The organism is Micromonospora olivasterospora, from assembly GCF_007830265.1.
GTDB lineage: Bacteria > Actinomycetota > Actinomycetes > Mycobacteriales > Micromonosporaceae > Micromonospora > Micromonospora olivasterospora.
Window position 1 is genome coordinate 991,165 of sequence record NZ_VLKE01000001.1, and the last position, 23,567, is coordinate 1,014,731.

General features: G+C 72.8%; 20 protein-coding genes and 3 pseudogenes. 15 read left to right on the top strand and 8 right to left on the bottom strand.

What is annotated here, in order from left to right; all coding sequences use genetic code 11:
• Positions 1-49: 49 nt before the first annotated feature.
• From JD77_RS04220 to JD77_RS04275, 13 genes and pseudogenes are all read left to right on the top strand, one after another.
• Positions 50-901, top strand: coding sequence for an alpha/beta hydrolase (locus JD77_RS04220; RefSeq protein WP_145773128.1), 852 nt, complete (start codon positions 50-52; stop codon positions 899-901).
• 180 nt (positions 902-1,081) lie between these two features.
• Positions 1,082-1,348: pseudogene (locus JD77_RS04225) on the top strand (Scr1 family TA system antitoxin-like transcriptional regulator); the annotation flags it as partial.
• On the top strand, positions 1,341-1,541 hold the full coding sequence (locus JD77_RS04230) for a DUF397 domain-containing protein (protein WP_145773129.1): 201 nt from the start codon (positions 1,341-1,343) through the stop codon (positions 1,539-1,541). The pseudogene JD77_RS04225 and the gene JD77_RS04230, both read left to right, overlap by 8 nt.
• Before the next feature lie 369 nt (positions 1,542-1,910).
• Positions 1,911-2,159 (top strand): hypothetical protein, encoded by a 249-nt coding sequence (locus JD77_RS04235; protein WP_145773130.1) that lies wholly within the window; start codon positions 1,911-1,913, stop codon positions 2,157-2,159.
• 391 nt (positions 2,160-2,550) lie between these two features.
• On the top strand, positions 2,551-3,132 hold the full coding sequence (locus JD77_RS04240) for a G5 domain-containing protein (protein ID WP_145773131.1): 582 nt from the start codon (positions 2,551-2,553) through the stop codon (positions 3,130-3,132).
• A 287-nt stretch (positions 3,133-3,419) separates the two neighbouring features.
• Positions 3,420-3,638, top strand: a complete 219-nt coding sequence (locus tag JD77_RS31850) for a hypothetical protein (protein WP_170286375.1) — start codon at positions 3,420-3,422, stop codon at positions 3,636-3,638.
• A gap of 82 nt (positions 3,639-3,720) precedes the next feature.
• The gene (locus tag JD77_RS04250; RefSeq protein WP_145773132.1) at positions 3,721-4,494 is read left to right on the top strand and encodes a hypothetical protein; all 774 of its coding nucleotides are present in this window, start codon (positions 3,721-3,723) and stop codon (positions 4,492-4,494) included.
• A complete protein-coding gene (locus JD77_RS31855; protein WP_170286376.1) occupies positions 4,491-5,183 on the top strand; it encodes a hypothetical protein in 693 nt (230 codons plus the stop codon). The genes JD77_RS04250 and JD77_RS31855 overlap by 4 nt, the downstream gene beginning before the upstream one ends.
• Complete coding sequence (locus JD77_RS31860; protein WP_170286377.1) at positions 5,138-5,716, top strand: 7-cyano-7-deazaguanine synthase; 579 nt, start codon at positions 5,138-5,140, stop codon at positions 5,714-5,716. Before JD77_RS31855 ends, JD77_RS31860 begins: the two co-directional genes overlap by 46 nt.
• Positions 5,717-5,780: 64 nt before the next feature.
• A complete protein-coding gene (locus JD77_RS04260; protein ID WP_145773134.1) occupies positions 5,781-6,368 on the top strand; it encodes an SDR family NAD(P)-dependent oxidoreductase in 588 nt (195 codons plus the stop codon).
• Between the two features lie 335 nt (positions 6,369-6,703).
• Positions 6,704-8,026, top strand: coding sequence for an IS110 family RNA-guided transposase (locus JD77_RS04265; protein ID WP_145773135.1), 1,323 nt, complete (start codon positions 6,704-6,706; stop codon positions 8,024-8,026).
• 203 nt (positions 8,027-8,229) lie between these two features.
• Positions 8,230-9,381 carry a site-2 protease family protein gene (locus tag JD77_RS04270; RefSeq protein ID WP_145773136.1) on the top strand — a complete coding sequence of 384 codons (1,152 nt, stop codon included), beginning with the start codon at positions 8,230-8,232 and terminating at the stop codon, positions 9,379-9,381.
• A gap of 362 nt (positions 9,382-9,743) precedes the next feature.
• A complete protein-coding gene (locus JD77_RS04275; RefSeq protein ID WP_145773137.1) occupies positions 9,744-11,201 on the top strand; it encodes a transposase in 1,458 nt (485 codons plus the stop codon).
• A 4-nt stretch (positions 11,202-11,205) separates the two neighbouring features.
• Here JD77_RS04275 and JD77_RS04280 read toward each other — a convergent pair whose 3' ends face one another.
• From JD77_RS04280 to JD77_RS31865, 5 genes and pseudogenes are all read right to left on the bottom strand, one after another.
• Positions 11,206-12,444, bottom strand: a complete 1,239-nt coding sequence (locus JD77_RS04280; RefSeq protein ID WP_145777414.1) for an FAD-binding protein — start codon at positions 12,442-12,444, stop codon at positions 11,206-11,208.
• Positions 12,445-12,588: 144 nt separating this feature from the next.
• Positions 12,589-13,344: pseudogene (locus tag JD77_RS04285) on the bottom strand (TIGR03560 family F420-dependent LLM class oxidoreductase); the annotation flags it as partial.
• 87 nt (positions 13,345-13,431) lie between these two features.
• Positions 13,432-14,103, bottom strand: a complete 672-nt coding sequence (locus JD77_RS04290; protein ID WP_211372481.1) for a response regulator transcription factor — start codon at positions 14,101-14,103, stop codon at positions 13,432-13,434.
• Positions 14,100-16,262, bottom strand: coding sequence for a sensor histidine kinase (locus JD77_RS04295; protein WP_145773138.1), 2,163 nt, complete (start codon positions 16,260-16,262; stop codon positions 14,100-14,102). Before JD77_RS04295 ends, JD77_RS04290 begins: the two co-directional genes overlap by 4 nt.
• A gap of 24 nt (positions 16,263-16,286) precedes the next feature.
• The gene (locus JD77_RS31865) at positions 16,287-16,430 is read right to left on the bottom strand and encodes a hypothetical protein (protein ID WP_170286378.1); all 144 of its coding nucleotides are present in this window, start codon (positions 16,428-16,430) and stop codon (positions 16,287-16,289) included.
• A gap of 246 nt (positions 16,431-16,676) precedes the next feature.
• Here JD77_RS31865 and JD77_RS04300 point away from each other — a divergent pair, with 246 nt between their 5' ends.
• Positions 16,677-17,849, top strand: coding sequence for an acyl-CoA dehydrogenase family protein (locus JD77_RS04300; RefSeq protein WP_145773139.1), 1,173 nt, complete (start codon positions 16,677-16,679; stop codon positions 17,847-17,849).
• A gap of 328 nt (positions 17,850-18,177) precedes the next feature.
• Here JD77_RS04300 and katG read toward each other — a convergent pair whose 3' ends face one another.
• The 3 genes and pseudogenes from katG to pdxR form a co-directional block, all read right to left on the bottom strand.
• Positions 18,178-20,409, bottom strand: coding sequence for a catalase/peroxidase HPI (gene katG, locus JD77_RS04310; RefSeq protein WP_145773140.1), 2,232 nt, complete (start codon positions 20,407-20,409; stop codon positions 18,178-18,180).
• Between the two features lie 34 nt (positions 20,410-20,443).
• Positions 20,444-20,581 (bottom strand): annotated as a pseudogene (locus JD77_RS04315) (transcriptional repressor); the annotation flags it as partial.
• 221 nt (positions 20,582-20,802) lie between these two features.
• A complete protein-coding gene (pdxR, locus tag JD77_RS04320) occupies positions 20,803-22,188 on the bottom strand; it encodes a MocR-like pyridoxine biosynthesis transcription factor PdxR (protein WP_211372482.1) in 1,386 nt (461 codons plus the stop codon).
• A gap of 122 nt (positions 22,189-22,310) precedes the next feature.
• Here pdxR and JD77_RS04325 point away from each other — a divergent pair, with 122 nt between their 5' ends.
• Positions 22,311-23,567 (top strand): MFS transporter, encoded by a 1,257-nt coding sequence (locus JD77_RS04325; protein WP_145773143.1) that lies wholly within the window; start codon positions 22,311-22,313, stop codon positions 23,565-23,567.

Genomic DNA, 23,567 nt, shown 5'->3' on the forward strand with positions numbered 1-23,567 from the left:
GGCGGGTAACCGTGCCGGGTCCGCGTCGCGACAGCGGGGGGTTGAGGGGATGAATACCACGCCAAAGGGACGGGTCGACACGATCGTGCTCCTCCACGGGCTCTGGATGACGCCCCGGAGCTGGGAGAACTGGGCCGAGCGCTACCGGTCACGCGGCTTCCGGGTGCTGACCCCCGCCTGGCCGGGAATGGACCGTGAGGTCGAGGCGCTGCGGGAGGATCCGGGCCCCATCGCAAGCCTGACCATGGACCAGATCATCGACCACTACGCCGCGATCATCGAGAGGCTGCCGACGCCGCCGATCGTGATGGGCCACTCCTTCGGCGGCCTGTTCGCCCAGGTCCTGCTCGACCGGGGGCTCGGCGCCGTGGCGGTCGGGGTGCACCCGGCGCCGATCAAGGGCGTGGTCCGGCTCCCGGTGAGCACGCTGCGCGCCGCGTACCCCGTGCTCCGCAGCCCCCGGAACCGGCACCGCGCCGTGCCGATCACCCCCGAGGAGTTCCGGTACGCCTTCGGCAACACCCTGAGCGCCGAGGACTCCGACCGGGCCTGGCAGCGGTACGCCGTACCGGCGGCCGGGCACGTGCTCTTCGAGGGCGCGTTCGCGAACCTGAACCCGGACTCGGCGGCCGGGGTGGACAACGGCAACGACGAGCGGGGGCCACTGCTGCTGATCGGCAGCGACCTGGACCACGTGGTGCCGGCCGCGGTGGTGAAGGCGGTCGCCGGCCTGTACCAGAAGTCGCGGGCCATCACCTACTACCACGGGTTCCCGGGACGGTCCCACTTCACTGTCGGCGAGCCCGGCTGGGAGCAGGTGGCCGACTACGCCCTGGACTGGTCGGTGGAGATGGCGAACACCCGCGCCCCGGCGATCGTCGGCGAGGCCCCCCACTGGTGAGGTTCAGGTGGCACGAACCGGGCCGGCTCGGCGAGCACCGTCAACGCCACCGAACCCGCCGGGCGCACTCGCCGTCGTGGTCCGGCCGGAGCAGGCACCGCCGGCCGCCGGGCATGAGCCGGTCGCAGAAGACCTGATGACGTACGTTCTGGTCGTCCTCGGCCGAGACGGTGGTGTCCCCAGGTTCTGACTTTTTCCGCCGGACTGCACGCCGGGGCGATGACCGGTGCCTTCTCGATCCTGGAGTTCCCCTTGGATACCAACGGCAAGGAGATGGAGCCGCCGGTGGTCTACCTGGAGAGCGCCACGGGAGCGATCTACCTCGACAAGTCCCACGAGGCCGCCGCATACAACGCGATCTGGGCCGACATGGCGGGCCGCACCCTCAACGAATCCCGCTCGAAGAGCTTCATCCAGCAAGTCGCAGAGGAGTACTCCCGTGCCTGACCTGACCGGTGCGATCTGGCGCAAGTCGACCCGCAGCAACAACGGCGGTGACTGCGTCGAGGTCGCCGGCAACCTCCCCGGCATCGTCGGGCTTCGAGACAGCAAGGATCCGACCGGCGCGACACTGACGTTCATTTCGACGGCGTGGGCCACCTTCGTCGAAGGCGTCAAGGGCAACTCATTCCGCCGTTGATCGGCCCGCGCCGATAGCCTGTTTCTGACGTCAGCAGCGGCTCTCCTGACCCCGGCCGGTCAGTCATGAACACGGACGACGGGCGAGTTGGCGTTTGGCAGGATGTGATCATGGCGGGCGACAACTCGGGGCGGTGGCGTCTGCCGCTCTTGATCGGATGGGCGGATGTCAACCCGGCGCCGTACTCGTTCGACCCGGCCGACGCGCTGACCGTGGTGCGGTCCCTGGCGCCTCCCGTGCCGCCTCGGCCGATCAGACAGGGGTTCCGTCTGGTCGGAACGGAGGAGGCGATTCAGTGGTCCGAGGCGATGACCCGCGCCCTCGTCGACCACTACGGCCCCTGGGCGTACGGATGGCGCTGGTCGATCGGTGAGGGAGGGCTGCTCAGCGAGCGCGACGCTGGTCGACGACGCGATGGGCGGACGGTTCGAGGGCTGGAAGCGCCTGTCTGCCGCCGATGTCGTCGATCTCGCGGAGCGGCTCGCCAGAGATGTGGTCGGGCAGGAGGTGAGTAGCGAGATTCCTCGTTCCGGCCGCGGGGCCGACGACTGGCCCGACACCTGGCCGGACGAATGGCCCTCCTGGCGCACGACGAACCTCAGCCGGCCCGACAGCTAGGCGTCGGACTCCGTCAGTCCGAAAGCCGGATGCGGGGTCACGCATGCAGCGCAACCAACCGCCGACCGGCTACGACAACACGGTCAAACGATACGGATCGTGGCCGAGTCGCCACTGACCTCGGTCTCTGTCCGTCAGGAAACTCTGACAGGTGACGTACCCGCCTTCGCAGGACCCGTGGCAGAACCAGACGCCTCCGCCTGCGCCGCCACCCCCTTACAACCCACCGCCCGGCGCCACCGGGCCCATCCCTCACTACCCGACGGCGCAGTTCCCGGCCGCTGGGCCGTTCCCCGGCCTGCCGATCCAGCCACGGCCCCGGCGCAACAAGGTGAAGATCGCCCTTGTCAGCGCCGCTGTACTGGCGCTCCTCTGCTGCGGAGGAACGATCATGGCAGCGGTCGTCTCCCCGCCGGCGCCTACCGAGACCAAGGGCAAGGCGGCGAACGCGGCCCCGACCATCAGTGCCGTCGAGGAGCCGACGACCGCGCCGGCCAGCGATCCGCCGCCCAGCGCGGCGCCGACACCCAGCGCCGTCGTGACACCCAGCACGGCCGCCACGCCTACGGTGGAAACCCGGACCGCCACGGAGAAACAGAGGATCAACTACAAGACCAGGACGGTCGAGGACTCGTCACTGCCCAAGGGCACCAGGAAGGTGACGACTCGCGGTGTGCCAGGCGTCCGCACCCTCACCTACGAGATCACGCTGACCGACGGCGTACAGACAGGCAAGAAGCTCGTCCGGTCGCAGGTCACCAAGGCACCCGTCACCGAGGTCGTCAGAATCGGCACCAAGAAGGAGCGCCAGTGCGACCCGAACTACAGCGGATGCGTACCCATCGCCAGTGACGTCGACTGCGCCGGCGGCAGCGGGAACGGGCCAGCGTACGTCTACGGCCCGGTACGTGTGATCGGCGAGGACATCTACGACCTCGACCGTGACGGTGACGGCATCGGCTGCGACGACTGACGGAACGGCCGCCGCAGCCGGCACGCGAGGCTGCCGCGCTGCTGCAGTCAGGGGATGACGAACCGGGTCGGCTCGGCGAGCACCGCTGCCGCCCGGTCGAGGTCGGCCAGCCGGGCGGCCAGGGTCGCCGCGGCCAGGCGTGTGGGCAGGCGGCCGGGGCCAGGTCCTCCCGAAGCCGGATGGCGCAGTCGTCGAACCGTCCGCCCGGGTCGACCACCTCGCTGAGGGTGGCGGTCAGGGTCCGTTCGCCCGGAAGCCGGCCCAGGTCCACCAGCCCAAGTCCACCAGTGCAGGTCGCCCTCGCCCTCCCGCACGACGACGGTGCCGCCCGGGTGCACCAGGTGCAGCTTCTCCGACCGTTCGCGCGCGAGCCGGTCGACGGCGCGGCGGGTCAGGGTGACGGGTGGATCAGCGCCGAGCAGCACCTCGCGTACCGCCCGGACCAGGTCGAAGCCGAGGAACGCGCCAGCCGCTGCCCGACCAGCGCGGGAACGCCAGGCCGATGAGCACTGTACGCATCTGTTCAAACACGGTAAGCATCAATAGACTTCGTTCGCGCACTGTCCCGTCCCCCTCCGGGAGGTCGCTGTGGGCACGTCTACGCGTCTGGCCGGCCCCAGGCACGGCGGGTGGAGCGGCGCGAAGGGCCGCCTGCGCCGCTGGACCCCGAGCGAGGACAGCCGGCCGGGCTCGCTCACCGACGACGACCGGCGAACCGCCTCGGACGTCGCGACGCAGTACCGGCGGGCGCTGCGGGACGCCCTCCTCGAAGAGCCGGAACGATTCGGCCTCCGCGACGCGGCGCAGGAGGCCGGCCACCGTCTCGTCACCGCGCTGGACGAGCTGCGGCAGCCCGATCCTCCGCTGCTCCGGGACCTGCATCGCGCCGCGCCCACCGATCCCGCCGACGAGGTCGTCCGCCGGTTCGTCACCGAGGTCGGCGGCGACGGTCGGCTCATCGTGGACGCGGCGATCCGCCGCGCCGCGCGTCGGGTGGCCGAACGCCTGGTCGCGCCGGACGGTCCGCTCGCCGGCCCGGCTTCCCCGTCCCGGCTCACGGGTGAGCTGTTCTGCGCCCTGTACCGAACGTTCTTCGGGGAACTGGTGGGCGAGTTCGTGCACGTTCTCATCGCCGAGAACGTCAAGCTCGCCGTCCCCGCGCTGATGATGCTCGACCCCACCGACGCCGTCGCCGGCTTCGTCGCGGACCAGGTCGTCAAGGTCCTGCCCGACCCGTGCGAGGAGGCGGCGGCACGCGAGCCGCAGCGACCACGGCTCGCCGAGGTGGCCCGGGACCTGGTCGGCACGACGGTCACCGAGGCGTTGGGCCTGGGAGACACCGGGGTGGAGTTGGTCGCATGAGCACGACAAATTACGCCTACCATTACGCGGTCCAGGGGCGGGCAGCCGTTCCGCCCGGACGTCAGACGCTCGACCACCGCCTACTCGCCCACGCTGACGAGCGGCTCCAGAGGCTGTCCGAGGTGGCGCGGGACCGCCCGGCCTGGGCGCAGGACCTGCTCCAGCTCGCCCGCGCCGTCTACCTGGCCGACAAGTTCTCGCTCCGCGCCGGCTCCGATGACGGCTGGACCCGGCGGATCGACCTGTCGGTACAGGTGACCGAGCCCGACCTCTGGGCGGGGCAGGCGCTCACGCTGCTGACCCGGGTCGTCGAGACGCTGACCGCCGATCGCTGGGCGATCGAGGTCTTCCCGGGGGCCGACCCCTGGCCGCAGCAGGGCCGGCTCGACGCCGACCCCCCGGTCGAGGAGGTGGCCCTCTTCTCCGGGGGTCTCGACTCCTCCGCGTACGCGGCCGAACGTGCCCGACTGCCGGCGGGCGGCCTGCTGCTGGTCTCGTACCACGAACCGCAGTGGGCCGGGCAGCAGGAACGCGTCCTCCGCGCGATCGGGACGAATTCCGGCAGGGCAAGTCCTCCCGCACCAGAGGACTGCTGTACGCCGCCACGGCCGTCTTCCTCGCCGCCGCCCACGACGTGCCGCGGGTGGCCGTACCCGAGAACGGTCAGCTCGCGCTCAACCCGGCGCTGACGCCCGCCCGGGTGGCGGCCTGCTCCACCCGCTCGGTGCACCCGCACACCCTCAGCCTGCTCAACGAGCTGATCCGCAGCGTCGGCGGCGAGGTCTCCCTCGTCAATCCGTACCTGCACCTGACCAAGGGCGAGGTCTGCCAGCACGCCCTCACCGCCGGGCTGCCGCCCGCCGTCCTGACCGGCGCGACGGTGAGCTGCGGCCACCCGCCCAGGGACCGGTCTGAGTTCCACTGTGGCCACTGCTACCCGTGCCTGGTTCGCCGGTCCGGCCTGCTCGCGGCGATCGGGGCTGACGACACCCCGTACGCGAAGGATGTCTGGAGCCTGCCCGACGACCTGGACGCCGCAGCCGACCGGCGGGCGCTGCACCGGTGGCTGAGCCGGCGGTTCGGCGTCCGCGACCTGTTCACCGACATGCCACTGCCCGACGGCCTGGACCTGTGCCCGCTCCTACAGGTTGTCGAGCGGGGACGCGCAGAGCTGGCGACGCTGTTCGCCCGGCATGGTCAACCCGTCCCCAGCAGCCGATGAGCGGATGCCACTGCCCGGCGGACGGCCTGAATGTCAGAGGCGGTCTCACGGAGGGACAGAACCCATGCCGGATCGGTTGCAGGGCAAGGGCGCGGTGATCACGGGCGCGGCGAGCGGCATCGGTCGCGGCGCGGCAGAACTCTTCGTCGCCGAGGGCGCAAAGGTCGTCGCCGCCGACATCAACGACGAGCTGGGCGCGGCGCTCCAGAAGGAGCACAAGGGTCCGCTCGGCTACGTCCGTACCGACGTCACGAGCGAGGCCGACGCGGGCGGATGCGTTCAGCGACTTCCTGGAGGAGAAGCTGGGTGCCTCGCAGCCGATCGGGCGCCTGGGCCTGCCGTCCGACATCGCCGAGGCCGCCCTGCCCCGCAAAAGCGACGCCTCGCCCTGCACCCCCGGCGACGATCCGCTGGAGCGATCTTGCACTTTCGGCCCGTCGATTGGGTTGTTTGTGCCTGTTTGTCGGGGCAGCAAGTGCAAGATCGCGGAGGCGGGCGTAGGAGCGGCGCCGGTCAGGCCAGCGGGAACTCTCCGAAAAGGACCACCGGGGAGTCCGGCTGCCGGGTGTCGAACCGGTACGACCGCACCACCCCGGCCGCCGCTGCCGGACGGCCTGGACGCGGACGGACCTGCCCCCGCTGCTGGCCGTGATCGCGCGAGAAGGCATGAAGCAGAAGGTAGCAAGCGGCGATCTTGCACTTTCGGCCCCCCGAGTGGGCTGTTTGCGACGGTTTGCCGGGGCAGCAAGTGCAAGTCACCCGGTCTTTTCGGGACGCCTCGCAGGCGTGAAAATGGTGGACAGGTCGCCCGCCGACGCCGATCGATCTTGGTCTAGTTGAGGCCGTCTGCAAGTCTGGCGCCGGGGCCCGGACTCTTGTGGGTCACGCACTGTTGCTTCGAGCACGCCGGTCAGATTTTCGGTTCCCGACCGAGGCCCCCGGGCGACCTACCCACTGGTCGATCACGGTGAGGAGGGACGCGGGCGGATGCGCGGGTTACCCGAAGAGATCCCGGACGCTGACAGCGAGAAGGTCTGGGAGCGGGTGTGTGCGGTCGATGTGGCCAAGGAGTCGGGGATGGTGTGTACCCGGCTACCCGCCGCGGGTGGGCGGCGGGTGAGCCGGGTGTGGCAGGTGACGGCGACCACGAACGCGGTCAGTGACCTTGCCGCCGATCTGGTGGCGGCGGGGGTGGAGAGGGTCACCGTGGAAAGCACGTCGGACTACTGGCGGATCTGGTTCTACCTGTTCGAGGCAGCCGGGTTGGACGTGCAGTTGGTCAACGCCCGTGACGTCAAGAACGTGCCCGGGCGGCCGAAGACCGACAAGCTGGACGCGGTGTGGTTGGCCAAGCTCACCGAGAAGGGCCTGTTGCGGCCCTCGTTCGTGCCTGCGGCTCCGGTGCGGGTGTTGCGTGACTACACCCGGATGCGGGTGGATCTGGTCCGGGACCGGACCCGCTACTGGTCGAGGTTGGAGAAACTGCTTGAAGACGCCCTGATCAAGGTGTCGTCGGTGGCCTCCACCCTGCGGACGGTGTCGACGCGGGACATGGTTGAGGCGTTGATCGCCGGTCAACGTGATCCGGCGACCCTCGCCTCGCTGGCCCACGGAGCGCTGCGCCGCAAACGCAACGCCCTCATCGAGGCACTCACCGGCCGCTTCGACGACCATCACGGCGAGTTGGCCCGGATCCTGCTCGACCAGATCGACCGCCTCGACACCGAGATCGCGAAACTCACCACACGGATCGGGCAGATACTCGACGACATCGACCCACCCTCCCAGCCGGGCGGCGGCGACGGCGACACCCCGGCGCCAGACGCCCGGCGGCGCCTGGCCGAGATCCCGGGCATCAGCACCGAGTCCGCGCAACTGATCATCGCCGAGATCGGTCTGGACATGACACGGTTCCCCACCGCGGCGCACCTGGTGTCCTGGGCGAAGCTGTGTCCGCGCACCATCCAGTCCGGTACCAGCCTCACCGCGGGCAAGACAGGCAAAGGCAATCCGTACCTCAAAGGCGCCCTCGGTATGGCCGCAGCCACCGTCGCCCGCGGCAAGGGAACGTTCCTGTCCGAACGCTACCGGCGTCTGGTCACACGTCGAGGCAAAGGCAAGGCCAAGGTCGCCGTCGCCCGCTCCATCCTCGTGATCATCTGGCACCTGCTCAACGACCCAACCGCCCGTTACCACGATCTCGGCGCCGACTTCCACGAACGCCGTATCAACACCACCCGGAAGATCAACAGCCTGGTCCGGCAACTCGAAGCCCTCGGCCACACCGTCACCCTGCAACCGACAACCTGACCCCACACCCCCACCCCGCCCGGGCTGGCCATCAACACCGGGCCAGCCCACCGCGCCCAAAACCCGTCGTGGTACAGGTCATTTACCGGTCAGATCGCGGGGGCGGGGCGGGACGCGCGGCCGGCGATAGCGTAAACGGGGCAGCTCCAAAGGAGCTGCACCCAGCCGGCATGGGACCGGTGAACACGGGTATGCCGACGCCCATGAGGGCGAGCTTCCGGATCGGCCGGGTCGCGGGCGTACCCGTCGGCGTCAACTGGAGCGTCCTGGTCATTTTCGGGCTGATCGTCTGGGGACTGTCCGCGAGCCAGTTCCCGCGCGCGTACCCCGGGCGACCGGTCTGGGCGTACGTGCTGGCCGGGCTGATCGCCGGGGTGGTCTTCTTCCTCGGGCTACTCGCCCACGAGGTGGCCCACGCGGTGGTCGCCAAACGCAACGGCATCGGCGTCGGCGGGATCACGCTGTGGCTGTTCGGAGGTGTCTCCGAGCTGCAGGGCGAGGCCCGCGATCCCGGGGCGGAGCTGCGCATCGCCGGGGTCGGGCCGCTGGTCAGCCTGATCATCGGCGTCGTCTTCGGCGGGATCGCCGCGCTGCTCTCCGTGTCCGGGGTGCACGGCCTCGCGGTCGGGGCGCTGGCCTGGCTCGCCGGCATCAACGTGCTGCTCGCGATCTTCAACGTGCTGCCGGCGGCGCCGCTGGACGGCGGCCGGCTGCTGCGCGCCGCCGTGTGGAAGGCCACCGGCGACCGGACGAAGGCGTCGGTCGTGGCGGCCCGGGCCGGCTGGGTGCTCGGCGCGGCGCTGATCGCGCTGGGGCTGTGGCAGTTCCTGCGCGGGGCCGGGCCCGGCGGGTTGTGGCTGGCGCTGATCGGCTGGTTCCTGATCGGGGCGGCCGGCATGGAGGAGCGGCAGGCCCGGATGGGCAGTGCGCTGCGCGGCGTCCGCGTCGCCGACGTGATGACGCCGCAGCCGCAGACCGCCACCGGGGACATGACCGTGCGCGACTTCGTCGACCACCACCTGTTCGCGTACCGGCACTCGGCGCTGCCGCTGACCGAGGACGGCGGCCGGCCGATCGGCCTGGTCACCCTCGACCGGGTACGCCACATCCCTGCCGACCGCCGCGACCAGACCCGGCTGGAAGAGGTCGCCTGCCGGGCCGAGGACCTGGTGCTGGCCTCCCCGGACGAGCAGCTCACCGAGCTGCTGCCCCGGCTCAGCCGGTGCGCCGACGGCCGGGCACTCGTCGTGACCGACCAGCGCCTGGTGGGCATCGTGTCGCCCAGCGACATCAGCCGCGCCGTACAACGCGGCAGCCTCCGCGACCAGACAACGGCGCGCGGCGCCCGCCACTGACGCGCCCGCCCCAACACCGGACGCGGGGCGAGGGGTGCCGGGCACCGGGTCATGTAAGGAACTCCGGTGCTTGATCAGCCCGGTGGTCCTGGGATTGGATGAGCATCCCGGTTGGTCCGGTGGGTGGCGACGAGTTGGGGTCTGAGGGAGAGCCTCGTACCGCTGATTGCTACCGCTGGTCTGGCCACGGATGTCCCGGATGAGGGAAGTGGGCCGGCCCTGCGAGGCCGGGTCCGGTTGCAGCACATGAGTGGGAGCCGTCGTCGGACTGCTCTGCCTCCTTGGGACCGTGGCTGGCGTGCGGTGTTGACCTGCGCGGATCGCCGGAGCAGGTAGATGTTTATGTGCCGGGGAGGCGGTAGATGCAGCGCAGGTTGGTCGGTATCGATTTGGGGATCGCGTCGGCGCACACGGTACGGGTGCGTGACGAGGCCGGACGGGAGGTGTGCCGGCGGCGGTGCGAGCCGACGGTGGACAGCTTGTCGATGATCGAGTCCGCGGCGTTGGCCGGGGCGGCGCCGGGCACGCGGTTGGAGGTGGTGATCGAGCCGACCGGGCCGGCGTGGCTGCCGATCGCGGTGTTCTTCACCGCTCGGGGGCACCTGGTGTTCCGGGTGTCGAGTGCGAAGGCGGCGGATCTGCGCCGGTTCCTGTCGCGGCATGCGAAGTCCAACGGCATTGACGCGGACACCCTGGCACGCTTGCCGTTGATCGACCCGGACGGGCTACGGCCCCTCGAACTGCCGGATGCGGCAGCGGCGGCGTTGGACCGGCGGGTGCGCGCGTGTGACCGGCTGACCATGGCCGCGTCCGAGCACAAGGTGCGGATCAAGGACCTGGTCCGGCAGGTGATGCCGTGCACCCCGCTGACCGGTGATCTGGGCAAGGCCGACCTGGCGGTGCTGGAACGCTACGCCGACCCGCGTGCCCTGCTGCGGCTGGGCCGGGCCCGGCTGACCGCGCTGATCGTCAAGGCGTCCCACAACCACCAGGGCGCGGCGCGCGCCGAGCAGTGGCTGGTCGCCGCCCAAGCGGCGGTCGACCTCTACGGTGATCACCCGGCGGTCGCGTTCACCGACCTGGCCGCCGAGATCGCCACCGAGGTGCGGCTACTACGCGCTATCGCCACCGAGCTGGCCGCGCACGCGGCCGAGCGGGAGACCTGTTACCGGTGGGTCGACCCGATGCAGCTGGCCCGTAGCCTGCCCGGCCTGGCCGAGGTCGGCGGACCGGCGATGACCGCGGTCATCGGTGACGCCGCCCGGTTCCCCACCGCGGCGCACTTCAAGTCATACCTCGGGCTGGCGCCGCGCGCGTCAGAGACCGGTGACACCGACCGCAAGGGCCAGCCGATGTCCAAGGCCGGCTCCCGGCTGGCCCGGGCCACTCTGATCCGGGCCGCGGACTGGGCTCGCAAGCAGGACCCGCAGCTCGCGCGCATCTACCACCAGCAGATGGTCGAACGCGGTGCCGAACACCTCAAAGCCAGCTGTGTGGTCGCGGCCCGGCTCGCCGAACGGCTCTGGACCGTGATGCGCCGCCGCATGCCGTACGTGATCTGCGACGTCGACGGCACGCCGGTCACCCCACAGCAGGCGAAACAGATCATCGCCCAGCAGTGGACCGTGACCGAGGAGATCCGCCGCAGGCGGCGCAGCACCAAGCGCAGGGCGGGGAAGGCCCCTCACCAAGCCCTCACGGGACATGATCAAAAAGACGCTCGAAGCGTACGAACGAGGCGACCTTCCCCACCCGAATCCTCCGCGACACCGTCACGGACCGTCAAGCAACCCGCCCTCTTGACAACCGATCCTCGATAGGGAATCAGCGGGGGAAGTAGCGGTCCAGGTCGGGTGTGCGGAACTTGCCCGCCGGGTCCAGGTCGCGCAGCAGGGCCACGAAGTCGGCGTGCCGGGGGTACGCGGCGGCGACCGCCGCCGGGTCGAGCCCGAAGACCTTGCCCCAGTGCGGGCGGGGCGCGAACGGCTCCAGTCGCCGCTCGACCTCGGCCACCACCGGGGCGACCGCCTCGGCGTCGGCGATCCAGGTGAAGTGCACCGCCAGGCTGTCCCGCTCGTACTGCGGGCTCAGCCACAGCCCGTCGGCGGCGACCGTACGCAGCTCGCAGACCTGGAGCACCTCGGCGATCCGGTCCCGCGCCGGGTCGAGGGCGGCCAGGGCCTCGGCCGCCGCCGCCCGGGGCACGTGGTACTCCGACTGCAGCTCGTTCCCGCTGCTCGGGGTGAAGCCGAGCCGGAAGTGTGGCAGCCGCTCGTGCCACGGGCCGGGCTCCCCGAGCTGGGCGGTGCAGTTCGCCGCCGCCAATCCGGGCACCGGGTGGCACGGCTCGCCGGCCGCCGTCGTGCCGAGCCAGTCCGCCGGGGGCGGCGGCTCGTCGGCGAGCTGCTTGCGCCACACCTGGCCGATCCGGTCGCCGCGCCAGTCGGTGAAGAGGCTGACGCTGTACGCCGAGGCGAACGCCTCGTCCAGCGCCACGCGGGGCAGGCCGAGCCGGACGTACTGCCGCACGTCGAAGGTGGGCACCACGTCGAGCGTGACCCGGGTGACGACGCCCAGCGCGCCCAGTCCCACCACCGTCCCGGCGAACCGGTCCCCGTCGGCGTCCCGCCGTACGCTCAGCAGGTCGCCGTCGGCGGTGACCAGCTCCAGGGCGGAGACGGCGGTGGCGAGGTTGCCCACGCCGACGCCGGAGCCGTGGGTGGCGGTGGCGACCGCGCCGGCCACCGAGATGTGCGGCAGCGACGCCAGGGTCGGCAGGGCGTACCCGGCGGCGTGCAGCCGGGCGGCCAGCTCGCCGTAGCGCGCGGCGGCGGCCACGGTAACCGTGGCGCGCTCGCGGTCGATCTTGACGGTGGGCGGCAGCCCGGCCAGCGACACCAGGTCGCCGGTGGTGTCGCCGAGCCGGTTGAACGAGTGCCCCGTGCCGATCGCCCGGATCCGGTCGCTGCCGGCGACCAGCCGGCGCAGCTCGTCCACGGTCGACGGCCGGTGCCGCCGCGCGGCGGCGTACCGGATGTTGCCGGCCCAGTTGCGGCCCGGCACGGCCACCACCGGCTCCCGCTCGCCCACGTCGCCCTCCCGCCGCTGGCCCGGCGACCCATGCGAGGCCGGGCATCGTCCGGGAACGATACGCCGCCGGGCCGGCTCCCGGGAGTCGGGAGGCGGCCCGGCGGGACGGGACGCGGCTCAGACCTGCGGCATGACCTCGGCGGCGACCAGCTCGACGTGGTCCAGGTCGGCAAGGTCGAGCACTTGGAGGTAGATGCGCCCGCTGCCGGTCGCCGCGTACCGGCCGATCTTGTCGACGAGCTCGGCGGGGGTGCCGGCGAGGCCGTTCCCGCGCAGCTCGGCCGGGTCCCGGCCGATCGCCTCGGCGCGGCGGCGCACCTCCGCCTCGTCGCGGCCGCAACACAACACCAGCGCGTTCGACCAGCGCATGGTGCCCGGGTCGCGGCCCGCCTCGGCGCAGGCCGCGCGGACCCGCTCGAACTGCGCGGCCGTGTCCTCGACCGAGGCGAACGGCAGGTTGAACTCGTCGGCGTAGCGGGCCGCGAGGCGGGGCGTGCGCTTCGGCCCCCTGCCGCCGAGCAGGATCGGCGGGCGCGGCCGCTGCACCGGCTTGGGCAGGGCCGGCGAGTCGGCCACCGGGTAGTACTTCCCGGGGAAGTCGAACGTCCGGCCGGCCGGGGTCTCCCACAGCCCGGTGATGACCGCGAGCTGCTCCTCCAGCCGGTCGAACCGCTCCCCCACCGCCGGGAACGGGATGCCGTAGGCGGTGTGCTCCTCGGCGAACCAGCCGGTGCCGATGCCCAGCTCGACCCGGCCGCCGCTCATCTGGTCGACCTGCGCGACGGTGATCGCCAGCGGGCCGGGCAGCCGGAAGGTGGCAGCCGTCATCAGGGTGCCGAGCCGGCTGCGGGAGGTGTCCCGGCCACGGCGAGCAGCTGGTCGTAGCTGGCGCCCTGCTGGGGTTCGGTGAAGATCCGCAGTTCCATGGCCCGAGCATATGGGGAAAGGCGGAGAGCCTTCTCAGGGTTGGCCCAGGCCGGCCTCGCGGGCCCGCTGGATCGCCTGGCCCCGGTCGGCGACCTGGAGCTTGGTCAGCACGTTCGACAGGTGGTTGCGCACCGTCTTCGGGCTCAGCGTCAGCCGCCGGGCGATGACGACGTTGCCCAGTCCCTGGGCGACCAGGTCGAGCACCTCGCGTTCCCGGTCGGTCAGCTCGGGGAACGGCGCCCGCCCGCCCCCGCGGCCGCCGGCGAGGAAGCCGATCGCGCGGCTCGCCACCACCGGGCCGAGCAGCACCTCCCCGTTGGCCACCGCCCGGACCGCCCGCTCCACCTCGCCGGGGGCGGCGCCCTTGAGCAGGTACCCGCGGGCCCCGGCCCGCAGCGCCGCGAAGACCGAGTCGTCGTCGTCCAGCATCGTCACCACCAGCACGCCGGTGCCCGGGTACCGGGCGACGATCTCCCGGGTGGCCTCCACGCCGGAGCGCCCGTCGCCGAGGTGCAGGTCCATGATGACGACCTGCGGCTGCCGGAGGGCGGCCACCCGCACCGCCTCGTCGGCGTCGGCCGCCTCGCCCACGACCTCCAGCCCCGGCGTGGACGCCAGCAGCGCCGACATGCCGAGCCGGAACACCGGGTGGTCGTCGACGACCGCCACCCGGATGACCTCCTGCCCGCCCTGCTCACCGCTCACCGCCGCACCGCCTCCGCTCGCCCGCACCGCGCCACCGGCACCGCCGCCAGCACAGGTGGGGGCGACGCCGGCTCGGGGGCGGCCGGCCGGTCATCCTCGTACGGGGGCAGGCGGTCGGCGGGCACCCGTACGGTGACCGTCGTGCCGCCCTGCTCCCCGGGGCCGATCTCGCACACGCCGCCGATTCCCTCCGCCCGCTCCCGCATGGACAGCATGCCCACCCCGGCCGGGGCGTCCGCCGCGATCCCCCGCCCCGGATCGGCCACCCGCACGACGAGCCCGTTTTCGTCGTGGTCGACCACGACGCGGCAGGTAGCCGCCCCGGAGTGCCGCTGCGCGTTGCGGACCGCCTCGGCCACGATGCCGTACACGGCGGTGGCCACCGGCTCGGGCAGCGGCGACGGCACGGCCTCCACCAGCACGGCCAGCCCCGAGCCGTCGTACCGGCGGGCCAACTCGTGCAGGGCGGCGGCGAGCCCCCGCTCGCCGAGGACCGGCGGGAGCAGTCCGCGGGCCAGGTCGCGGACCTGCTCCACCCGCTGGTCCGTCTCGTCGCGCAGCCGGTCGAGCAGCGGACCGACCCCGGCCGGGTCGGCGCCGATCAGGTTACGGGCCGCCTGGAGGCCCAGCCCGATCCCGGCCAGCGCGGGGCCCAGCCCGTCGTGCAGGTCCCGGCGCAGCTTGCGGCGCTCCGAGTCGCGGGCCTCCGCCAGCCGGGCCCGGGAGGCGACCAGTGCCCGGCTCGCGGCGGCGAGGCTGGCCGCCGAGGACACCAACGGCAGGAGGTCGACCAGCGCCGACCGGGTACGCCCGTCCAGCCGCTCGCCGGCCCGGGCCCACACGGTCAGCCGCCCGACCTCCCGTTCGCCCCGCCGCAGCGGCAGCACCAGCGGCTCCCCCGCCGGCCCCGCCGAGGCGCAGTGGGCGGTGCACGGCTCCGGGCCGTCCACCTCGATCCCGCAGGCGCCCAGCCGCAGCAGGTCGGTCAGGGCCTGCGCCACCCCGTGGAGCACGTCGGCCGGGTCCTCGCTCGCGTTGATCCGGTCGCCGACGCCGCGCACCACCCCGAGCGGCTCGGCCGCCGCACCGTGGATCAGCCGGTCCACCCGCCGCTGCACCCACCACCGGCCCGGCTGCACGGCCGCCGCGACCAGGGCCGTGACCAGCACCCCGGGCACCGCCCGGCTGGCCGGGAGCAGGGCGTCCACGGTGGTCACCCCGACGACGTACGCGGCGACGAGCAGGAAGGTCAGCAGGAACCAGACCAGCGTACGGCGGACGGGGATCTCGATCCCCCACAGCCGCTGCCGCAGCACCACGGCCAGCACGGCGGCCGGAAAGAACGCCTGCGCGGCCAGCATCGCCACCGGCGGCAGCCACGACAGCACCAGCCAGTCCCAGTCGCGGGGCAGCGCCACCGGGGCGAAGCTCACCGCGAGCAGCGCCGTGCCGACGGCGAGCCAGCCCAGCCCGACCCGCTCGACGCCGGGCGCGACCCGGCGCCGCCACAGGATCCCGGCGGCGGCGACCAACCCGAGCACCGCCACCAGGGCGGCGAGCACGGGCTGCGCCCGCTCGGTCAGCGTCGCCCAGGCGGCGCTGGGGATCGGCAGCGGCGAGTCGGAGCCCGTGCCGCCCGGGCCCGGCCAGGTCAGCTGGAACAGCTCGAAGAAGCCGACGACGGCGCCGCCCACCGCGACGCCCGCCCGGGACCCCACCGGCAGTTTGCCCTCCCGAACCAGCCAGGGCAGCACCACGATCAGCGAGAGCATGCCCGGCGCCCAGCCCCAGTGCCGGGCCGAGGTGAGCCAGTCGGGGTCGGGCAGCCCGGGGTACACCCGGAGCAGGTCGACGTACTGGGCGCCGAGGGCGGAGACGCCGCCGCCGACGCCGGTCAGCGCGAGCAGCCAGGCCACGGGATGGGCGCGGCGCAGCAGGATCAGCCACGCCACCGCCCCGTACACGGCGCAGTCGGTGAAGTCGACGAGGAAGTAGAGCTGGGACAGCCCCCAGGGGCGGCGGGCGAAGGCCCAGCAGAGCGTCGTACCGGCGACCAGCAGCGCACAGGCGACCAGCACGGCCCAGGCGGCGGCCGGGTGGCGGCGGTCACCGCGGGCCGCCCCCGCGTCCGGCGCCCGGGGCGCCCACTCGATCAGCATGATCCGATCCTGGCAGTCGCGGCGTCAGTTGCCGATCCCCCGACGCTCCAGGCCGAATGTCAGCCCCGCGACAGTCAGCCAGAGCCCGCCGGGGACCAGGGCCAGGTACTGCAGCGGGACCACCTGGGTGGCCACGATCAGCAGGGCGGGCTGCGCGGTGACGGACACGGGGTACCTCCCGGTGGGTGAGTGGCTGTCGGGGTCGCGGTGCGGGCGCGGGTCCGCCGGCCCGCCGAGCCTGCCCGTCCCGGCGTCCCGGCCGCCTGGTGCGCCCCGTCCCGACCGCCCGGGAAGTTTCCGCGCGCGCCGGCTTCCCGGCCCGGCGGTACCGACGTCCCTGTATTCCGGGACGCCCGGCGGGCGAGCATCCGTGTGGTGGGGCCGCGAGGCCGGGCGTGAGCGAGAGGCGACACGATGGACGACCAGGACCGGACCCGACTGACCGGTGCCGTGCGGGAGTTGGCCCCGGAGCTGACCCGCCGGGCCGAGGAGATCGAGGCGGCCCGGGAGCTGCCCGCCGACCTGCTCGACCGGCTGCGCGACGCCGGCTGCTTCCGGATGTTCGTCCCGCGCAGCCACGGCGGGTACGAGGCGGACCCGCGTACCGGGCTGGCGGTGCTGGAGTCCCTCGCGCGGGCGGACGGCTCGACCGGCTGGACCGTGATGATCGGGGCCGAGACGCCGCACCTGCTGGCGATGCTTCCCCGCGACCGGTTCGACAAGATCTACGCGCAGGGGCCCGACGTCGTGGTGGCCGGCGGGTTCGCCCCGCAGGGCCGGGCGGAACTCGCCGACGGCGGGTTCCAGGTGACCGGGCGGTGGGCGTTCGCCAGCGGGTCCCGGCACGCCGACTGGATCTTCGGCAACTGCGTGCTGACCGGGGACGGCCAGCCGCTGCCCGGCCCGGACGGCCAGCCGGTGGAGCTGCGCTCGATGCTCTTCCCCGCGGAGCGGGTGAAGGTGGTGGACACCTGGCACGTCCTGGGGCTGCGCGGCACCGGCAGCCACGACGTGGCGGTGGACTCGGTGTTCTGCCCGGCGGAGCTGAGCTTCGACCTGTTCGCGGGCACGCCGTGCGTACCGGGGCCGGGGTTCCTCGCGCCACTGGCGCAGTTCGTCCTGCACCTGGGCGCGGTGGCCGTCGGCATCGCCCAGGGCGCGCTGGACGAGATGGTGGCGCTGCTCGACGGCGGCCGGCAGCGGCTCTACGCCCGGCAGTCCCTGGCCGACTCGCCGGCCTTCCGGGTGCAGCTCGGCCGGGCGGACCTCGACGTCCGGGCGGCCCGCGCGCTGGTCCGGTCGCTGGCCGACGACCTGCACGAGGCGGCCGGCGCCGCCGACCCGACGGCGATCGCCGCGCTGCATCCGCGGATCTCGGCGAGCCTGCCCTGGGTGACCGAGGCCGCCACCCGCGCCGTGGACGTCTGCTACCGGGCCGCCGGGGGCGGCGCCGCCCGCGACTCCTCCCCGGTGCAGCGCCGCTTCCGGGACATCCACACCTTCTCCCAGCACGCGGCGGCGGCCGAGGGCTGGCTCGGCAACAACGGCGCCCTGCTGCTCGGGCGGCCCGTCGAGCTGGCGTACTGAGACCCGATGTCCGGCAGCCGGCCGCCCTTCGCCTCCGCCAACTGCCGGGCGGCGTCGATCTGCGCCGGGGCGTTGAGCAGGCCGAAGAACTGCGTGGTGGCGTTGCCGGAGATCTGGTTGTGCAGGCCCTTCGGCGCCTGGGTGGCGAAGACCAGCCCGAGGCCGTACTTGCGGGCCTGCGCGGCCAGGGCGATCGAGCTGGCGGTGCAGGCGGTGTACCCGGCGTGCGAGCCTCGCCGCGCTCAGTCCGGATGGTCGCCGGGGCGGTCTGGAGCAGCCACGCCACGTCGTCCGGGCCGGCCCGTGCGGACCGGCCCGGACGGCGGGATCACGCGAGGCCGTACCGGTCGAGCTCCATCACCTTGACCCACGCGGCGACGAAGTCGCGGACGAACTTCTCCCGCGCGTCGTCGCTCGCGTAGACCTCCGCGAGCGCACGCAGTTCGGAGTTCGACCCGAAGACGAGGTCGACCCGGCTGCCGGTCCACCTGACCTCGCCCGTGGCGTCGTCGCGCCCCTCGAAGGTGTTCGCGTCCTCGGACGTCGGCTTCCACGTCGTGCCCAGGTCGAGCAGGTTGACGAAGAAGTCGTTGGTCAGCGACCCGGGGGTCGCGGTGAGGACGCCCAGCGACGACTGCTGGTGGTTCGCGCCCAGGACGCGCAGACCGCCGACGAGGACCGTCATCTCGGGCGCGCTCAGGGTCAGCAGGTTCGCCTTGTCGAGCAGGAGGAACTCGGCCGGCAGGCGGTGGCCCTTCCCGAGGTAGTTGCGGAACCCGTCGTGGGTGGGCTCCATCGCGGCGAAGGACTCGACGTCGGTCTGCTCCTGCGAGGCGTCCGTGCGGCCCGGGGTGAAGGGGACCTGGACGTCGAAGCCGGCGTTCCTGGCGGCCTGCTCGACGCCGACGCCACCGGCGAGCACGATCAGGTCGGCGAGCGAGATCTTCTTCCCGCCGGTCTGGGACGCGTTGAACGCCGCCTGGACGCCCTCCAGGGTACGCAGCACCCGCGCCAGCTCGTCCGGGTTGTTGACCTCCCAGCCGTTCTGCGGCGCGAGGCGGACGCGCGCGCCGTTGGCGCCGCCGCGCTTGTCGCTGCCGCGGAACGTCGACGCCGACGCCCAGGCGGTCGAGACCAGCTCGGCGACCGTCAGGCCGGAGGCGAGGATCTGGCCCATGAGGGCGGCCACGTCGGCGGCGTCCACGAGTTCGTGGTCGACCGCGGGGAGCGGGTCCTGCCAGATCAGCGTCTCGGTCGGGACCTCCGGTCCGAGGTAGCGCTGGATCGGACCCATGTCGCGGTGGGTCAGCTTGAACCACGCCCGGGCGAAGGCGTCGGCGAACTCGTCCGGGTTGGCCAGGAAGCGCCGCGAGATCTGCTCGTAGATCGGGTCGAACCGGAGCGCGAGGTCCGTCGTCAGCATGTTCGGGGCGATCCGCTTCGAGGCGTCGTGGGCGTGGGGGACGGTCCCCTCGCCCGCGCCGTCCTTCGGCTTCCACTGGTGGGCCCCGGCCGGGCTCTTGGTCAGCTCCCACTCGTACCCGAAGAGGTTCTCGAAGAAGTTGTTGCTCCACGCCGTCGGCGTCGTGGTCCAGGTGACCTCGAGGCCGCTGGTGATGGTGTCCGCGCCCTTGCCGGTGCCGAAGCTGCTCCGCCAGCCGAAGCCCTGCTCCTCGATCGGGGCGCCCTCGGGCTCGGGGCCGACGTGGTCGGTCGGGCCCGCACCGTGGGTCTTGCCGAAGGTGTGCCCGCCGGCGATCAGCGCGACCGTCTCCTCGTCGTTCATCGCCATGCGGCGGAACGTCTCGCGGATGTCGCGGGCCGCGGCGATCGGGTCCGGGTTGCCGTTCGGGCCCTCGGGGTTGACGTAGATGAGGCCCATCTGGACGGCGGCGAGCGGGTTCTCCAGCTCCCGGTCGCCGGTGTAGCGATCGTCGCCGAGCCAGGTGGTCTCGGGACCCCAGTAGACGTCCTCGTCGGGTTCCCAGACGTCCGGGCGGCCACCGGCGAAGCCGAAGGTCTTGAAGCCCATCGACTCCAGGGCGACGTTGCCGGCGAGGATCATCAGGTCGGCCCACGAGAGCCTCTGGCCGTACTTCTTCTTGACCGGCCACAGCAGGCGGCGGGCCTTGTCGAGGTTGCCGTTGTCCGGCCAGCTGTTCAGCGGCGCGAAGCGCTGCTGGCCGGCGCCCGCGCCGCCGCGGCCGTCGCTGATCCGGTACGTGCCGGCGCTGTGCCACGCCATCCGGATCATGAACGGGCCGTAGTGGCCGTAGTCGGCCGGCCACCAGTCCTGCGAGGTGGTCAGCACCTCGGCGATGTCCCGCTTCACGGCGGCGAGGTCGAGGCTCTTGAACGCCTCGGCGTAGTCGAACTCCCCGCCGAGGGGGTTCGCCACGGCGGGGTTCTTGGCGAGGATCTTCAGGTTGAGCTGGTTGGGCCACCAGCCGCGGTTGCCGCCGCCCTGGGTCGGGTGGGGGGCGCGTCCGTGCGCGACCGGGCAGCGGGACTCGCTGCCCGCCTCCGCGTCGTGGACGACGGCGTCATGGTTCTCGGACATCAGGTTCCTTCCGTGACTCGGCAGACCAGGGGAATCAGGAGCAGTCGGGGCAGCGGCCCCAGTAGACGACCTCGGCCTCGTCGATGGAGAAGCCGTTGTCGTCGGAAGCGGTGAGGCAGGGCGTCTCGCCGACGGCGCAGTCGACGTCGGCGACGAGACCGCACGACCGGCACGCGTTCAGCACCGCCACCCGGGGGCGGGTGACGCGCAACGCGGCCCCGCGCAGCATCCGCTGGAAGTCCAGGGGCGTGGCCACGTCACGCAGTCTGCTCACTTTTCTGGAATCGGTCAAGATTATGGGCCGGACATTCCCGGGCTCGACCTGTCCGAGGTGTGTGCGGTCGACATGTCCTGGGCCGAGGAGCCGACTACCCGCCGGGTGCTCGGCCCGGATTACGGCGCGAGTGTGTCCAGCAGCGTGGTGACCGCCGGGCCGTAGGCGTGTGCCGGCGGGGTGGCGAAGCCGATGACCAGGCTCGCGTGCCGGCCGTCCGAAGGTGTGTGCCGCAGGTAGTCGCCGAGGACGTGCACGTGCACCGAGGCCGCTCGCAGCCGCTGCTGCAGGTCGCGCTCGTCGGCGCCGGGGATCTCGAGGATCGTCTGCAGGCCCGCGGCCACCCCGGCCAGCCGGGCACCGGGCAGCCGGTCGGCCACCGCCGTGGTCAGCGCGTCGAGACGCCGGCGGTAGGACGACCGCGCCGCGCGCAGGTGCCGGTCGTAGGCGCCGGAGTCGATCAATCCGGCGAGGGCGAGCTGGTCGATTGGGCCCGTCTGCCGGTCGGCGAGCTGTTTGGCCGCGGTCAGCGGTTCCACCAGCTCCGGCGGGCAGGCGATCCAGCCCAGCCGGACGGCCGGGCCGAGCGATTTGCTGGCGGTCCCGACGTAGATCACCTTGTCCGGGCGGCGGCCCTGGAGCGCGCCGACGGCGGGCCGGGCGTAGCGGAACTCACCGTCGTAGTCGTCCTCGATGATCCAGGTGCCGTCGTTGCTCGCCAGCGTTAGCAGCTCCGCCCGCCGGGCCGGGGCCATGGTCACGCCCCGCGGGAACTGGTGCGCGGGGGTGCAGACGACCACGTCCGGGGCGGGGCCGGACAGGACGATGCCGGCGGCGTCCACCCTGGCGTCGACAATCGACAGCCGGCGGCCGACGACGGCCACGTGCTGCGGGATCGCCGGGTCCTCCATCGCGGCGGTGCGTGCTCCGGCGTCGGCCAGCACGTCGGTGAGCAGGTTCAGGGCTTGCGTGTACCCGGAGCAGACGACCAGGTGCGCCGGGTCGACCCGCACGCCGCGCACCCGGCCGAGGTAGGCGGCGAGCGTGGCACGCAGCTCCGGCCGGCCGCGCGGATCGCCGTACCCGAAGGCCGCAGCCGGCGCGTCCCGCATGACCCGCATCAGCTCGCGGCCCCAAGCCTCACGCGGGAACGCGGCCACGTCCGGCCGGCCGGGCCGCAGATCGTACGCCGCCGGCGGCGGCAGGGTCGCCGGCGGCGCGGGCGTGCGCAGCGGCGCCGCCGCCCCGTCAGCCACCCACGTGCCCCGGCCGGTTGCGCCCTCCAGCCATCCCTCGGCGACAAGCTGGGCGTAGGCGTGCGTGACGGTGCCCCGAGCCAGCCCGAGCTGCCCGGCCAGGTCCCGCGACGAGGGCAGTCTGGTCCGTGCGGGTAGCCGCCCGGAGCGGATCGCCTCCCGCAGGGCGTCCTCCACCGCGGCACGCCGGGGGCCCTGGCGGGCGATCTCGACGAACAGGTCCAGACCAGCACGGTCCGCAGCGGTCACCCGAGGATCGTAGGACGCCTGCGGATCGACCGGCTGCCGGCCGTGGCGGCTCGGCAATGGTCTACTGAGCGCGCAGGCCATTGGACCAGGGCGGCACGCCGGACGCCCGATAGCGTTGCGGCATGGCCCAACCGAGCTCCGGGGCCGCGGCGTTCGCCGCGCCGACCTCCACCCCACCATCTCGGATCAGCCGTTCCAAGGTCCTGCTCATGGCATTCGCTGTGGCCGCGATCGTGGCGAATCTGTATTACGTCCAGCCCCTGCTGCCGGACCTGAGCGCCGACCTGGGCGGTTCCGCGGACATGGTCGGTCTCAGCGTCACCGTGACCCAACTGGGGTATGCCGCCGGCCTGATTCTGTTGGTCCCGCTAGGCGACCTGCTCGCCAACCGGGGACTGGTGGTCAGCATGTTGTCGGCCGGCTCGGTGGCGCTGGCCGCGACGGCCCTCGCGCCGAACCCGGTGGCGCTACTGATCTCCCTCGCCGTTGTCGGCCTGTCCAGCGCCGCGATCAACGTGCTGATCCAGCTCGCCGCGACGCTCGCCGGCGACCACGAGCGGGGCCGGGTCGTGGGCACCCTGATGACCGGCCTGCTCCTGGGTGTGCTGCTGGCCCGGACGGTGTCCGGCGCCGTCGGCGACATGGCCGGCTGGCGGGCTGTCTACGCCCTGGGCGCCGTGCTCATCGCAGTCCTGGCGCTGGCGCTGCGCCCGGGGTTGCCGGCCCTGACCGCGCGCGGTGGCACCAGCTACCCCCGGCTGCTCGCCTCGATCGTCGCCATCGTCCGGCGAGAGCGGTTCCTGCGCCGCCGGATGGCGTTCGGCTTCGTCGGCTTCGCCGCGTTCCAGCTGCTGTGGACGGCCCTGCCGTTCCTGCTGGCCGCCGAGCCGTATTCGTACTCGAGCACCACGATCGGCCTGTTCGGCCTGATCGGCGCCGCCGGGGTGGTGTGTGCGCAGGTGGCCGGCCGTCTGCTCGACCGCGGATTGACCCATCCCGCCACCGGCGTGCTGACCCTGTCCCTCGCCGTGGCGTGGGCGACGGCCTTCAGCGGCCGGACCCAACTGGTCCTGCTGGTGGCCGGGATCATCCTGCTCGACATCGGCGTGCAGGGCATCCACGTGCTCAACCAGACCCGGATCTACGTGTTCGAGCCGGCCATCCGTTCCCGGGTCACCACCGCGTACATGACGTCCTACTTCCTGGGCGGGGCGTTCGGCGGCGGCCTCGCCGTGTTCCTCGTCCCGCGAACCGGCTGGACCGGCGTGTGTGTCGCCGGTGGCGTGCTCGCCACCGCGGCCGCGCTGCTCTGGCTCGCCGACCGTGGGGTCGCCGAACCGGCGACCGCCCCGCCAGCACCACAGTTGGGAGAGAGCTGA